The sequence below is a fragment of the Phenylobacterium sp. genome (assembly GCF_030680185.1).
In the GTDB taxonomy this organism is placed as follows: domain Bacteria; phylum Pseudomonadota; class Alphaproteobacteria; order Caulobacterales; family Caulobacteraceae; genus Phenylobacterium.
In genome coordinates this window covers 1-12,866 of record NZ_JAUXVZ010000045.1, presented here as the reverse complement: position 1 = coordinate 12,866, position 12,866 = coordinate 1, and the positions used below count along the sequence as shown (strand labels likewise).

Below are 12,866 nucleotides of genomic sequence, written 5' to 3'. Positions count from 1 at the left end.
AGGAAGCGCGCCACGTCACCGGCTTCGCCAAGTCCATCAAGGCCCGCTGGGGCCGGCCGGTGGAATGCGGCCCGACGCTGCAGTCCCTGCTGGTCGACATCATCGGCAGCCCGGAGGTCGATTAGAAGATCATCGGCATGCAGATGCTGGTGGAAGGCCTGGCCATGGGCGCCTTCGCCACCTTCTTCAACAATATCAACGACCCGACCGGCAAGAAGCTGCTGCAGCTGGTGATGACCGACGAGGCCTTCCACCACAAGTTCGGGAAGATCTGGGCCGACCGGACCATCCCGCACCTGAACGCCGAAGAGCACGCCATCATCGAGGACTGGGCGGCCCACTGCTTCCAGACCCTGCTGTTCAACCTGGTCTCCCCCAGCCAGCAGCGCGACCTCTATGAGGAGTTCGGCCTGGATCCGGACAAGGTGATCGCCGAGATGGCCGAAATGGTCACCGACGAGACCCGCCGGGAAAATATGAAGGAGCAGACCAACATCTTCCGCGTGCTGGTGAAGACGCTTCTGAACGCCGGCATCATCACCGACCGGACGCGGGCCTTCTACGCCATCTATGTGGACATGGATGAGCTCAAGGCCGAAGGCGACCGCATGGTCGGCGACGACATCGCCGAGGAGGGCATCAAGTACCTCCAGGAGATCAACTTCAAGGACCGCCACGCCGCCCCGGTGACCATCGCCGCCGAATAGGCCCTGGCGTCATCTTTCGCCTTCGAAACGCCTGTCGGACCTCCGGCGGGCGTTTTTCGTGGCCCGGCGCCGCAAAATTGACGCCGGCGTCATGTATTCCTTTGACGAACGCCGGTCTGAGGAGTCAGGCTGGTTCCAAAGCCAGAGAGACGCCCGCCGTGCGTAGTTCGGAGCAAGGGCGCCCACGCTTTCCGAAACCCCAGGAGGAATGAATGGCCGCCGACGGCAACATCACCAAGGACCTGATCTACGACGCAGTCGCCCCGGACGACTTCGAGTCCATGCTCGACCTGGACCGCTATAACGGGCGCTCCACAGCCTTCGACAAGATCATCTCGGCGACCCACGACCACTTCTGGGATCCGCTCGACAAGAAATACATCGACTTCGACGAGCCCTGGGACATGGACAACCAGCCCCTGGTGCCCGAGGAGCTGAACGTCGCCCTGCAGACCAAGTATGTCAGCGACCATCTGAACACCCCGAGCCTGCGCGCCCAGTTCATCAACAAGTCGCTGCTGCGGTCCTTCTCCTCGATCCTGCACGGCGAACAGGGCGCGCTGAACCTGTCGGCCAGCCTCTGCCACGTGCTGCTGGACCAGGGGGCGCAGGAATACGCCGCCAACCAGACCCGCGAAGAGGCCCGCCACGTCACGGCCTTCGCCAAATACATCAAGGCCCGCTGGGGCCGGCCGGTGGAATGCACCAAGGTGCTGCAGGACCTGCTGGTCGACATCATCGGCAGCCCTGAGGTCTACAAGAAGATCATCGGCATGCAGATGCTGGTCGAGGGCCTGGCCATGGGCGCCTTCGCCACCTTCTATCAGAAGCTGAACGACCCGCTCGGCCGCAAGCTGATGCAGCTGGTGATGACCGACGAGGCCTTCCATCACAAGTTCGGGAAGATCTGGGCCGACCGCACCATTCCCAAGCTGACCCCGCAGGAACACGAGATCATCGAGGACTGGGCGGCCCACTGCTTCCAGGTGCTGCTGTTCAACCTGGTCTCGCCTAGCGAGCAGCGCGACCTCTATGAGGAGTTCGGCCTGGATCCCGACAAGGTGCTCGAGGAAATCCAGCTGCTGGCCACCGACGAGGCCCGCCGCGAGGACATGAAGGAATCGACCAACATCTTCCGGGTGTTGATCAAGACCCTGCTCAACGCCGGCATCATCACCGACCGCACCAAGGCCTTCTACGGCATGTATGTGGACATGGACGAGCTGAAGTCCGAGGGCGACCGCATGGTCGGCGACGACATCGCCGAGGAAGGCATCGTCTATCTGCAGGCCATCAACTTCAAGGAACGCGCCCTGAAGCCGGTGACCATCGCCGCCGAATAGGCTGCGTCTTTCAAAGACCCACTTGCGACGCCCGCCGGGGGCTCTCCGGCGGGCGTCCTTGTTCCGGGCGCATTGTCTTCTTAGGATTACGGCATGCAGACCCGTTTTCCCCGCCGCGCCGCCGGCCTCTTCGCGCCCGCCGCCCTGGGCGCCGCGCTCCTGGCCCTGACCGCGCCCACGCCCGCCGCCGCCAAGGCGCCCGAGCCCGCCAACCGCGTCGAACTGACCAGCATGACCGGCCGCTGGTACGAGGTGGCCCGCACTCCCAACGCCATGCAGAAGGCCTGCGAGGCCGCCACCGCCGACTGGACGCGATCTGGCTCTGGCTATTCGGTGGTCCAGACCTGCCGCCGCGGCGCGCCGGACGGCCCGAAGAAGGAATGGAAGGCCAACGCCACCTCGGTCGATCCGGAGAAGAACGCCAAGTTCAAGCTCAGCTTCTTCGGCGGAGTGATGAACCAGGAATACTGGATCCTCGACCACCGCACCGACCAGGGCTGGCTGATCATGGGGACGCCGGGCGGCAACTATGTCTGGCTGCTCTCCAAGGCGCCCCAGCTGAGCGCCGCGGTCCGCAGCCAGGCCATCGCCCGCATCAAGCAACTCGGCTACGACCCCGCCACCCTGGAATTTCCGCAACAGGTGAAGTGAGGCGGGGCGGAGCCCTTGCCTCGTGAACGAAGGCGGAACATGGTGGTGGCATGGATCTGGTTCTGACCACCTGCCAACCCACCTCCCGGCCGGAGATCACCCAGGCGGTGACGCGGGGCGCGGCGCGATTGCTGGCGGCGCTGGGCTATGCGCCGCTGACCGAGGTGTGCCTGCCCAATGGCCGCCGGGCGGATCTGATGGCGCTGGGGCGGCGCGGGGACCTTTTCATCGTCGAGGTGAAGTCGAGCCTGGAGGACTTCCGCACGGACCTGAAGTGGCGGGAGTATGAGCCCTATTGCGACGCCTTCGCCTTCGCCGTGGCGCCGGAATTTCCCCGGGACGTCCTGCCCGATGATCCCGGGCTGATCGTCGCCGACGCCTTTGGCGGGGCGGTGCTGCGCGAGGCGCCGGTGGCGAGCCTGGCCGGCGCCCGCCGCAAGGCGCTGACCGTGGCCTTTGGTCGGTTGGCGGCGCTGAGAGCCGCCTCGGCCCTCAGCCTGTAAGCCCCAGCCCTCAGGCCTTCAGCGGGGCGCGCGCTTGGCCAGGATGCGTTGCAGGGTGCGCCGGTGCATGTTCAGCCGCCGGGCGGTTTCCGAGACATTGTGGCCGCACAGCTCATAGACCCGCTGGATATGTTCCCAGCGCACCCGATCAGCGCTCATGGGGTTTTCGGGCGGGGCGGCGACGTCCCCGGGCTGGGCCAGCAGGGCGCGGGCCACGTCGTCGGCGTCGGCGGGCTTGGACAGATAGTCCACCGCCCCGGCCTTCACCGCGGCCACGGCGGTGGCGATATTGCCATAGCCGGTCAGCATGATGATCTTGGCGTCGGGGCGGGCTTCGCGCACCGCCTCCACCACCTTCAGGCCCGTGCCGTCCTCCAGGCGCATGTCCAGGACGGCGAAGGCGGGGGGATAGACCTTCACCGCCGCCAGGGCCTCGGTGACGCTGGCGGCCAGCACCGGCTCGAAACCTCGGCCTTCCAGCGCCCGACCGAGCCGGGTTCGAAGAGCCATGTCGTCATCCAGAAGCAGCAGGCTCTTATCTGGCAAGACGTCGATCTGGGTGCTCAAGTCGCTCATGAAACGCCACCCGCGCGTGCGGGCCTCCCTCCGTGCGTGTACCGATACTGGGGTGCTCCGGCGGCCAACTGCAAGGCCCAAAGGTTCCAGGTCAGTTATGGTCAAGCTCGATGCGGCTGCGGGGCCAGCGGACCGTGACCACCGCCCCCCGCGGCCGGCCGTTCTGGAAGGCGACGACGGCCCCGGTGCGCTCCAGCAGAGTCTTGGAAATAAAGAACCCCAGGCCCATGCCGATATGGCCGGTGCGCGAGCCCTCCGCGCCTGGCCGGCTGGTCACATAGGGCTCTCCCAGGCGGGCCAGGATCTCCGGGGCGAAGCCTGGGCCGTCATCGCGGACCTCCAGGGCGACGGTGTCGGCGTCGAAGCGGGCGGTGACCAGCACTTCGGAGGCGGCGAAGTCCACCGCATTTTCGACGAACGAGCTGATCGCATGGATCACCTCGGGCATGCGGGCCAGGCTGGGTTTGCGCACGCCGGGCGCGCCGGTGACGATGGCCTCCAGCCGCACCCCCTTCACGTCGCGATGGGGCTCGATCACCTCCTGCAGCAGCTGCAGCAGGCTCATGCGCTCATGGACCTCGTCGGAGGCGTCCGGCGCCTCGGTCAGCCGGGCGAGGATTTCGCGACAGCGTTGGGCCTGGGCCATCAGCAGGTCGGCGTCCTCGCGGATCTGTGGGGTGGTGGCCTCCCGGGCCATCTCCTTGGCGACGATGGCGATGGTGGCCAGGGGGGTGCCAAGCTCGTGGGCTGCGGCCGCCGCCAGCCCGCCGAGGGCCGTCATGCGCCGTTCGCGGGCCAGCACCGCCTGGGTCACGTCCAGGGCCAGGGCGCGGCGGGCGGTTTCCTGGGCGGCTTCGCGCACATAGGCCGCGGTGACCGCCAGGCCGAGCAGCAGCGCGGTCATGGCGCCCAGCCGCCATCCCAGCGGCCAGGCGGCGATGGAAATCTGCGCCCCGGGCAGGGGCAGGGCGAAGAAGCTCAGCACGGCGCCCAGGCCCATGGCCATGCCGCCCAGCGCCAGGGTCGGCGCGAGAGACTGGGTGGCCGCGGCCAAGGCCAGGGGCGGGATCATCAGGATGACGAACGGATTGATGATTCCGCCGGTGAGAAAGACCAGGGCCGCGATACGGACGATGTCGAAGCCGAGCTGCAGGGTGGCTTCGCCGGGATTGAGCAGGCGCTGGCCCGGCGTGGCGATGCCCACCAGAAGGTTGACCCAGGCGGCCAGGCCCACCAGGCCAAAGCAGATGGCGTAGGGGGCGGGCAGGTTGAGCAGGGCGGCGCTCACCGTCAGCACGGCCGCCTCGCTGGCCACCATCACCCAGCGCAGGGTGACCACGGTGCGAATCCGCAGCCGGCCCTGTTTGAGGACGGCTTCGTCCCAGGCGAGCTCGCCTTGCAGCAGGGCGGTGCTTTGCCTATCGAGACCCAGGGGGTCCTTCAGACCTGCCGATCCGTCATTCTTGAGGGCCATCGCCCCTGAAGATCACCGAGATCGATGGTTCTGGCGAGCCCCAAACGAAACTGCACGCCGCGCGCGAGGTCTGGCCATGTCGAAACGTTCTCTGATCCTGATCGCCCTGGTGGCGATCCTGGGCCTGGCGGTGGGGGCGGGTCTGTTCTGGACGATGGGCGGGGCGCAGCGCGCCGGCGGCGCACAGACGGCGCAAGGCGATGTCGGCGGCCCCTTCCAGCTGGTCGATCAGGATGGCCGGCCGGTGGACGAGAGCGTGCTGGAGGGCCAGTGGAACATCGTCTTCTTCGGCTTCACCTATTGCCCCGACATCTGTCCCTCGACCCTGCAGGCGATCGACGTGGCCAAGCAGCAGCTCGGTCCGCGGGGGGATGATCTGCAGACGGTCTTCATCTCGGTCGATCCCGAGCGGGACACGCCCGAACAGCTGAAGACCTATCTGTCGCTCGACGCCTTTCCCGACAATGTCATCGGTCTGACCGGCACGCCCGAGCAGGTCGCCGCCGTGGCCAAGGCCTACTACGTCTATTATCGCAAGTCGGGCGAGGGGCCGGATTACACCATCGACCATTCCACGGCGGCCTATCTGATGGACCCCAAGGGGCGCTTCAATCGCGTCCTGGCCTTCGGCGTCGCCCCTGACGAAATGGCCCGCCTGATCCGCACGGCCATGCAGGGCGGCTAAGGGGCTCCTGGAGTCCCGCCCCGCGATCTCGGGTCGCGGCGCAGCGGAGCTGTCGGAACGGCCAAGGCTGGACTCCGTTAAGGCGCGGCGCGATATGTTGCAGCGCACAAGGATGTTTGGCAGATGCTCTATACCCTGCACGAGACCGGATATTACGGCGCGACGCCGATGCGCCTGGCCGCCCTGGCGACCCGCGACTTCTGGAGCTCCCCGCTCAATCCGGCCAAGGACACCGAGATCGGCCGCCGCATCTATGCGACGGCGGACCTCTTTTCGAACCTCACCCGCCGCTACCGCCGCCCCGAATGGGGCATCGACTCGGTCACCATCGACGGCGAGCGCGTCGCGGTGCGCACCCAGACGGTGTGGAGCTCGCCCTGGGTCAAGCTCACCCATTTCAGCCGCGACATGACCGACATGCGCCGGGCCGGCCGCACCCGGCTGGAGCCGCCGGTGCTGATCGTCGCGCCCCTGTCGGGACACTACGCCACCCTGCTGCGCGGCACGGTCCAGGCCTTCCTGCAGGACCACGAGGTCTACATCACCGAATGGGAGAACGCCCGGTCGGTGCCGGTGATGGAAGGCCGCTTCGACTTCCACGACTATATCGACCACGTCCGCGAGATGCTGCGGTTCTTAGGCCCGCGCCCGCACGTGGTCGCCGTCTGCCAGCCGGGTCCGCCGGTGCTGGCCGCCGCCAGCCTGATGGCCCAGGACGATGAGGCCTCGCGGCCGGCCTCCATGACCTTCATGGGGTCGCCGATCGACGCGCGCTTTTCGCCGACCGTGACCAACAAGCTGGCCGAGGAGCGCCCCTTCGCCTGGTTCGCCTCGAACATGGTCTATACGGTTCCGCCGCCCTATCCGGGCATGGGCCGCCGGGTCTATCCGGGTTTCGTGCAACTCTATTCCTTCATGTCGATGAACATCGAGCGTCACCAGGAAGCGCATCTGCGCTACCTCGAGGACCTGATGGGTGACGATGGAGACTCCGCCGAAAAGCACCTGGAATTCTACGACGAGTACCTGTCGGTCCTCGATCTGACCGAGGAATTCTATCTCCAGACGGTGGATTACGTCTTCCAGCGCTACCTGCTGCCCAAGGGTGAGCTGGTGCACCAGGGCCGGCTCGTGGACCCTGGCCAGATCAGCGACATCGGGCTGCTGACCGTCGAGGGCGAGAACGACGACATTTCCGGCATTGGCCAGACCCAGGCCGCCCACGACCTCTGCGCCAACCTGCCGGCCGAGCTGAAGATCGACTATGTGCAGCCCCATGTGGGCCATTACGGCGTGTTCAACGGCCGGCGCTTCCGTGAGGAAATCTATCCTCGGGTGCGGGACTTCATCGCCGATCATCAAAGCCGCTTCGACAAGTCGGCCAAGCCTGCCTAAATCAGAGGGACATGAGTCTCTTTGGCCGCAGCTTCGCAGACGGCGACCGGATCGAGATCGCCGGCGCCGTCATCCGCCTGAAAGTCCATGCGCGGGCGCGCCGGGTCTCGCTGCGCCTGGACCGCAGCCGGCGCGAGGTGGTGGCCACCGCCCCGAGCCCGCGGCGGCTGGGCGAGGCGGCGGCCTTCGCCCGCGACCGCATAGACTGGATTCTGGCGCGGCTGGCCGAACTGCCCAGCGCCCAGCCCCTCGTCCCCGGCGCACGGCTGAGCCTGTTCGGCGCCGAGGTGGTGCTGGCCGTGGGCGCCGGTCGGGCCAGGCTGATCGAAGACGAGACCGAAGGCCCCGGTCAGATCGTCGCGGCCGGGGAGGGCGAGACCTATGCGCGCGCCGTGCAGCGGGTGGTCAAGCGCCACGCCCTGGAGCAGCTTTCATCCCTGACGGCGATCCACGCCAAGGCGCTGGGGGCGACGACGCCGAAGGTCGCCCTGACGGACGCCCGGTCGCGCTGGGGCTCCTGCAAGCCGGCGTCCGGCGTCCAGCCTGCGGTGGTCCGCTATTCCTGGCGGCTGGCCCTGGCCCCGCCGGAAGTGTCCGACTATGTGGTCGCCCACGAATGCGCCCACCTGCGTGAGCTCAACCATGGCCCCCGGTTCTGGGCCCTGGTGGAGAATCTGGTCGGCGACCCCGCCCCCCACCGCCAGTGGCTCCGGGTCCATGGGGCGCGGCTGCACGCCGTCGGCGCGGCAGAGGCGCAATAGCCGCCGTCTTAAGCCCCGCTCGGTAACGACCCGCTCAGTAGGGGATCGTCTCCGGATTGGACGGGGGGCTGGGCTGGGGAGCCGGCTCGCTGCCGATCATGCCGCCCACGCCGTCCAGAAGATCGCCGATCGGATCGACCGCCGGCGTCTGGGCCGGGGGATCGATCGTGCCCCCGGGGATCGGTTGGGCGTTCAGCCGCGGCAGGGCGGCGGTCATGAAGTCCTTCCAGATCCGTGCGGGCGCGCCGCCGCCGGCCACCCGGCGCATGGCCGAGTTGTCGTCCTTGCCGACCCAGACGGCCGCGACGAAGCCGCCGGTGTAGCCGACGAACCAGGCGTCCCGGTAGTCGTTGGTGGTGCCGGTCTTGCCGGCCAGGTCATAGCCAGGAACCTGGGCCGCCGTCCCCGTCCCGCGGGTCACGACGCCGCGCATCATCTGGTTCATATACTGCAGGGCCGGCGAGCCGATCACCGACTGGCGCTGGGGCTTGTCCACATTGTGGTCATACAGCACCCGCCCGTCGGAGGTGCGGATGCGCTCGATCCCATAGCCCTGGGCCTTGAAGCCGCCATTGGCGAAGGGGGCGTAGGCCTGGGCCATCTGCAGGGGGCTCACCTCGACGGCGCCGAGCGCCATAGAGGGGTCGAGCTGGATATTGCCGGTGATGCCCAGGCGGCGCGCCGTGGAGGCGACGTTGCCGGTGCCGACCTCGCTGGCCAGCCGTGCGGCGACCGTGTTGGTGGACTGGGCCAGGGCCTGCTCCAGGGTCATCTCGCCCCGGAACTCGCCATTATAGTTGCGCGGCTCCCAGTCGCCGATGCGCAGGGGCTCATCGACCACCCGGATATTGGGGGTGCGTCCCTGCTCCATGGCGGTCAGATAGACGAAGGGCTTGAAGGCCGAGCCCGCCTGGCGCCTGGCCATGGTCGCCCGGTCGAACTGGCTCTCCTGATAGTCGGCGCCGCCCACATAGGCCCGCACGCGCCCCTCGCCGTCGAGGGCCACCAGGGCGCCCTGGCCGATGCCCTGGTCGGCGCCGGCGGCGACGCCCCGGCGCACGGCCTGCTCGGCGGCGGTCTGGATGGGAAGATCGAGGGTGGTCTCGACCACCAGGTCGTCGGTGGGCTCGCCCACCAGGGCGCGGACCTCGTCGTCGATCCAGTCGACGAAATACTGCGCCCGCTGATTGGCCAGGGTCGGATTGACCCGCACCGGGTTGTTGAAGGCTTCGGTGCGTTCTTCCGGCGTGATGGCGCCCAGACGGACCATCTCGTCCAGCACCACGGTGGCGCGGCGGGCCGCCCGCTCGGTGGCCGAGACGGGGCTGTAGCGCGACGGACCTTTCATCATGCCCGCCAGCAGGGCGGACTCGCCGATGGTCAACTCCGGCGCCGGCTTGTTGAAATAGCGCTGCGAGGCGGCCTCGATCCCATAGGCGCCGCCGCCGAAATAGACCCGGTTCAGATAGAGCTCGAGGATCTCCTTCTTGGAGAACTTCATCTCCAGCCAGACGGCCAGGATCAGCTCCTGGGCCTTGCGGCGATAGGTCTGGGCCGGCGTCAGGAAGAGGTTGCGCGCCAGCTGCTGGGTGATGGTCGAGCCGCCGCGCAGGGGGCCGCCATCGCTGGTCATGTTGTAGTACTGCGAGCGGACGATGCCCCAGGGGTTGAAGCCCGGGTGCCAGTAGAACCAGCGGTCCTCGATGGCGATGAAGGCTTTCGGCACATGCTCGGGCAGGGTGTCGAGATCGACCGGCGGGGCGTATTGCGAGCCGCGCACCGCCACAAGGGCGCCCGAGCGATCCAGATAGGAAATCGAGGGCTGGCGCTCGACATCATAGAGCTTGGACGTGTCAGGCAGATCGACGGCGAAGACCGCGAAGAAGGCGGCGACAAAGATGAGTCCCCAGACCCCGATGACCGCCGTCCAATAGAGGAAGGCCTGCAGGGGCGTGCGCCGGGCGCTGCCGCGCCGACCCTGGCGGGGCGATCCTGGCGGTTGCGAATTGGCCATCCGTCGTCCTAGCGATTCTATAGAGAGCGTGTGCGTCTCGGCGCCTGCGCCTGGCGCGATCCTTTATCCGAACCCGACAAGACGCGCGACAGGGTTGATGGGGGATGAACGGGGCGATTCCACGGCGCCGGTTAGGGCTACGGATGACGCTGCGTCAGGCGCTCGCGTCTTCAAACCTGCATAGCGGCCTAACGCAAATGGCGGTTGCGCCGGATCTTAACGCCGTTATCTTAGCGTTGCTTAGTTCGAGGGCGTCCGGCGATGGGGATAGTCGCCAGGGGTTTTCGGGCCAGCCGGCGCCGCCGCTTCGCGCCGCTTCCTCCCCAACGCCGGAGTGCGACCCATGATGATCCGTAACACCGCGGCCGCCGCCGCGGCCTTCCTGACGCTCGCCATCGCTGGCCAGGCCGCCGCCCAACAGCTGGTTACGGCCAAGCTCGAGCAGCCCGTGGCAGAGCGCACCAAGCTGGTGGCCGGCGGCGCCGTTTTCTGGTGCGAAGGCGCCGAATGCATCGCCAATGCGCCCACCTCGCGCACCTTCGCCAACGCCACCTGCAAGGACCTGGCTGGCGCGTTCGGGGCGGTCACCGCCTTCGAAGGCGGCCGCAAATCCTTCGATGCGGAGCGTCTGAGCGCCTGTAACGAGGCGGCCCTGGCCAAGACGCAGGTCGCCAACCGCTAGTACCGGCCTCCCAGCCGTAGCTGTCGAGCCTGTCAAACTGGGCGCCGGACCTCCGGCGCCCTTTTTCTTTTGTGCGCCGCGCCTTAAAGGAGCGCGGCCATGAACGCATCCTCCCCCACGTCCGGCGCTGAAGCGCCCTCCGACGCCGCCCGCCTGATCCGCACCGGCCAGACGCCCTCCGGCCCGGCGCCGGCGGCGGCCCTCCTTGAGTCCGCCATGGCCGCCGTCATTGGCGAAGCCGCAGCGCCGGTCTCTCTCACCCTCGACTATGGCGTGGCCCTCCACGGGGGCGAAACGGTCACCGTCGAGAGCTGGGTCGAGCGGGCCACGCGGACCCTGGTCTTCGTGCATGGGCGGGTGCTCAAGGACGACGGCGCCCTGGCCGCCACGGGCTCTGCGGTGTTCCGCAGACTCGAGGCCACCGCCCCGGCTTAGGCGAAATGGCCGATTTCCCAGACGCCGGTTTGGTTGCGGCGCCTAAAATCGCGTGCTATCAGGCGCGCGGCTTAGGGTCGGGGGGCGAACCTCCTCTTTCGGCGACGTGCTTTTTCAAGCGCTTTCAAGCCTTTAGCTGTGGCGGAGATTCTTCTGTCGCGGCTTTTGACACGCACCGGGCGGACACATAGTGGCGGACGATTCCAGGACTTCGAATGTGGGCGGCAGATATGCTCAGGCCCTGTTCGATCTCGCGAACGACGAGAACAAGATTGCGGCGGTCGAGGCCGACCTCAAGTCGCTGAAGGCCATGCTGGCCGATAGCCGCGACCTGCGCGTCCTGCTGGCCTCGCCGGCCTTCAGCGCGCAGGACAAAGGCAAGGGCTTGGCCGCCGTGGCCGCCAAGGCCGGCTTTGATTCGACCACGCGCAAGTTTCTCGGCCTGATCGCCGCCAATGGCCGGGCCTCGGCCATCGGCTCGGTGATCACCGCCTTCCAGGCCCTCTCGGCCGCGCGTCGTGGGGTGGTTTCGGCTCACGTCACCACCGCCATGCCCCTGTCTGCGGATCAGGCTCGGGGGGTCTCGGCCGCCCTGCGTCAGGCCCTGGGCAAGGATCCTGAAATTGAGACCCACGTCGATCCGTCGATCCTTGGCGGTATCAAGGTTCGGGTCGGCTCCCGTCTGTTCGACGCTTCGCTGGGTACGAAGCTCGACTCGCTGAAATTCGCCCTCAAGAGAGCGTAAGACCATGGATATCCGCGCCGCCGAGATTTCGGCCATTCTCAAGTCGCAGATCGCCAATTTCGGCGAAGAAGCTGATGTCTCCGACGTCGGGCAGGTCCTGTCCGTCGGTGACGGTATCGCCCGGGTCTTCGGCCTCGACAACGTCCAGGCGGGCGAAATGGTCGAGTTCCCCAAGGCCGGCGTGAAGGGCATGGCCCTGAACCTGGAACGCGACAATGTCGGCGTCGTGATCTTCGGCGACGACCGCGCCATCGGCGAGGGCGACGAAGTCCGCCGCCTGAGCGAGATCGTGGACGTGCCGGTGGGCAAGGGCCTGCTGGGCCGCGTCGTCAATCCGCTGGGCGAGCCGATCGACGGCAAGGGTCCGATTGTCGCCACCGAGCGTCGCCGCGCCGACGTGAAGGCGCCGGGCATCATTCCGCGCAAGTCGGTGCACGAGCCCGTGCAGACCGGCATGAAGGCCATCGACTCCCTGATCCCCGTCGGCCGCGGCCAACGCGAGCTGATCATTGGCGACCGTCAGACCGGCAAGACCGCCGTCGCCATCGACGCCATCCTGAACCAGAAGGCCATCAACGCCTCGGGCGATGAGAGCCAGAAGCTCTACTGCATCTATGTGGCCATCGGTCAGAAGCGCTCGACCGTCGCCCAGATCGTCAAGACCCTCGAAGAGCGCGGCGCGCTGGAATACACGATCGTCGTCGCCGCGACGGCGTCCGAGCCGGCCCCGCTGCAGTTCCTGGCGCCCTTCGCCGGCTGCGCCATGGGCGAGTGGTTCCGCGACAACGGCATGCATGCCGTCATCATCTATGACGACCTGTCCAAGCAGGCCGTGGCCTATCGCCAGATGTCCCTGCTGCTGCGCCGCCCGCCGGGCCGCGAAGCCTATCCGGGC

Annotated in this window: 12 protein-coding genes and 2 pseudogenes; 11 read left to right on the top strand and 3 right to left on the bottom strand. The window is 67.5% G+C overall.

What is annotated here, in order from left to right:
• The 4 genes and pseudogenes from Q8L83_RS10720 to mmcB all read left to right on the top strand — a co-directional run.
• Positions 1-707, top strand: a pseudogene (locus tag Q8L83_RS10720) (ferritin-like domain-containing protein); the annotation flags it as partial.
• 212 nt (positions 708-919) lie between these two features.
• Positions 920-2,050: a ferritin-like domain-containing protein gene (locus Q8L83_RS10715; protein WP_305286757.1), complete on the top strand. Its 1,131-nt coding sequence runs from the start codon at positions 920-922 to the stop codon at positions 2,048-2,050.
• 93 nt (positions 2,051-2,143) lie between these two features.
• On the top strand, positions 2,144-2,701 hold the full coding sequence (locus tag Q8L83_RS10710) for a lipocalin family protein (RefSeq protein WP_305286755.1): 558 nt from the start codon (positions 2,144-2,146) through the stop codon (positions 2,699-2,701).
• A 50-nt stretch (positions 2,702-2,751) separates the two neighbouring features.
• On the top strand, positions 2,752-3,204 hold the full coding sequence (gene mmcB, locus Q8L83_RS10705) for a DNA repair putative endonuclease MmcB (RefSeq protein ID WP_305286754.1): 453 nt from the start codon (positions 2,752-2,754) through the stop codon (positions 3,202-3,204).
• Between the two features lie 18 nt (positions 3,205-3,222).
• On the opposite strand, the gene Q8L83_RS10700 is transcribed toward mmcB, so the two are convergent.
• Positions 3,223-3,780, bottom strand: coding sequence for an ActR/PrrA/RegA family redox response regulator transcription factor (locus tag Q8L83_RS10700; protein ID WP_305286753.1), 558 nt, complete (start codon positions 3,778-3,780; stop codon positions 3,223-3,225).
• A gap of 91 nt (positions 3,781-3,871) precedes the next feature.
• Positions 3,872-5,254, bottom strand: a complete 1,383-nt coding sequence (locus Q8L83_RS10695) for an ActS/PrrB/RegB family redox-sensitive histidine kinase (RefSeq protein WP_305286752.1) — start codon at positions 5,252-5,254, stop codon at positions 3,872-3,874.
• A gap of 76 nt (positions 5,255-5,330) precedes the next feature.
• Here Q8L83_RS10695 and Q8L83_RS10690 point away from each other — a divergent pair, with 76 nt between their 5' ends.
• From Q8L83_RS10690 to Q8L83_RS10680, 3 genes are all read left to right on the top strand, one after another.
• A complete protein-coding gene (locus Q8L83_RS10690) occupies positions 5,331-5,939 on the top strand; it encodes an SCO family protein (RefSeq protein WP_305286751.1) in 609 nt (202 codons plus the stop codon).
• Positions 5,940-6,062: 123 nt separating this feature from the next.
• Positions 6,063-7,334, top strand: a complete 1,272-nt coding sequence (locus Q8L83_RS10685) for a polyhydroxyalkanoate depolymerase (protein ID WP_305286750.1) — start codon at positions 6,063-6,065, stop codon at positions 7,332-7,334.
• 11 nt (positions 7,335-7,345) lie between these two features.
• Positions 7,346-8,095, top strand: a complete 750-nt coding sequence (locus tag Q8L83_RS10680; protein WP_305286748.1) for a M48 family metallopeptidase — start codon at positions 7,346-7,348, stop codon at positions 8,093-8,095.
• A 34-nt stretch (positions 8,096-8,129) separates the two neighbouring features.
• On the opposite strand, the gene Q8L83_RS10675 is transcribed toward Q8L83_RS10680, so the two are convergent.
• Positions 8,130-10,109 (bottom strand): transglycosylase domain-containing protein, encoded by a 1,980-nt coding sequence (locus tag Q8L83_RS10675; RefSeq protein WP_305286746.1) that lies wholly within the window; start codon positions 10,107-10,109, stop codon positions 8,130-8,132.
• Between the two features lie 343 nt (positions 10,110-10,452).
• Between Q8L83_RS10675 and Q8L83_RS10670 the strand changes: the two genes are divergently transcribed.
• The 4 genes and pseudogenes from Q8L83_RS10670 to Q8L83_RS10655 form a co-directional block, all read left to right on the top strand.
• Entirely contained in the window at positions 10,453-10,791 is a 339-nt protein-coding gene (locus Q8L83_RS10670) for a hypothetical protein (RefSeq protein ID WP_305286744.1), read from the top strand.
• A gap of 99 nt (positions 10,792-10,890) precedes the next feature.
• Complete coding sequence (locus tag Q8L83_RS10665; RefSeq protein ID WP_305286743.1) at positions 10,891-11,226, top strand: PaaI family thioesterase; 336 nt, start codon at positions 10,891-10,893, stop codon at positions 11,224-11,226.
• Positions 11,227-11,416: 190 nt separating this feature from the next.
• Positions 11,417-11,971 (top strand): F0F1 ATP synthase subunit delta, encoded by a 555-nt coding sequence (locus tag Q8L83_RS10660; RefSeq protein WP_305286742.1) that lies wholly within the window; start codon positions 11,417-11,419, stop codon positions 11,969-11,971.
• A 4-nt stretch (positions 11,972-11,975) separates the two neighbouring features.
• Positions 11,976-12,866: pseudogene (locus tag Q8L83_RS10655) on the top strand (F0F1 ATP synthase subunit alpha); the annotation flags it as partial.

Coding starts and splice junctions, on each gene's coding strand:
- Q8L83_RS10685 (WP_305286750.1), top strand. CDS start 6,063: ATGCTCTATACCCTGCACGAGACCGGATATTACGGCGCGACGCCGATG.
- Q8L83_RS10680 (WP_305286748.1), top strand. CDS start 7,346: ATGAGTCTCTTTGGCCGCAGCTTCGCAGACGGCGACCGGATCGAGATC.
- Q8L83_RS10715 (WP_305286757.1), top strand. CDS start 920: ATGGCCGCCGACGGCAACATCACCAAGGACCTGATCTACGACGCAGTC.
- mmcB (WP_305286754.1), top strand. CDS start 2,752: ATGGATCTGGTTCTGACCACCTGCCAACCCACCTCCCGGCCGGAGATC.
- Q8L83_RS10690 (WP_305286751.1), top strand. CDS start 5,331: ATGTCGAAACGTTCTCTGATCCTGATCGCCCTGGTGGCGATCCTGGGC.
- Q8L83_RS10670 (WP_305286744.1), top strand. CDS start 10,453: ATGATGATCCGTAACACCGCGGCCGCCGCCGCGGCCTTCCTGACGCTC.
- Q8L83_RS10710 (WP_305286755.1), top strand. CDS start 2,144: ATGCAGACCCGTTTTCCCCGCCGCGCCGCCGGCCTCTTCGCGCCCGCC.
- Q8L83_RS10675 (WP_305286746.1), bottom strand. CDS start 10,109: ATGGCCAATTCGCAACCGCCAGGATCGCCCCGCCAGGGTCGGCGCGGC.
- Q8L83_RS10700 (WP_305286753.1), bottom strand. CDS start 3,780: ATGAGCGACTTGAGCACCCAGATCGACGTCTTGCCAGATAAGAGCCTG.
- Q8L83_RS10695 (WP_305286752.1), bottom strand. CDS start 5,254: ATGGCCCTCAAGAATGACGGATCGGCAGGTCTGAAGGACCCCCTGGGT.
- Q8L83_RS10665 (WP_305286743.1), top strand. CDS start 10,891: ATGAACGCATCCTCCCCCACGTCCGGCGCTGAAGCGCCCTCCGACGCC.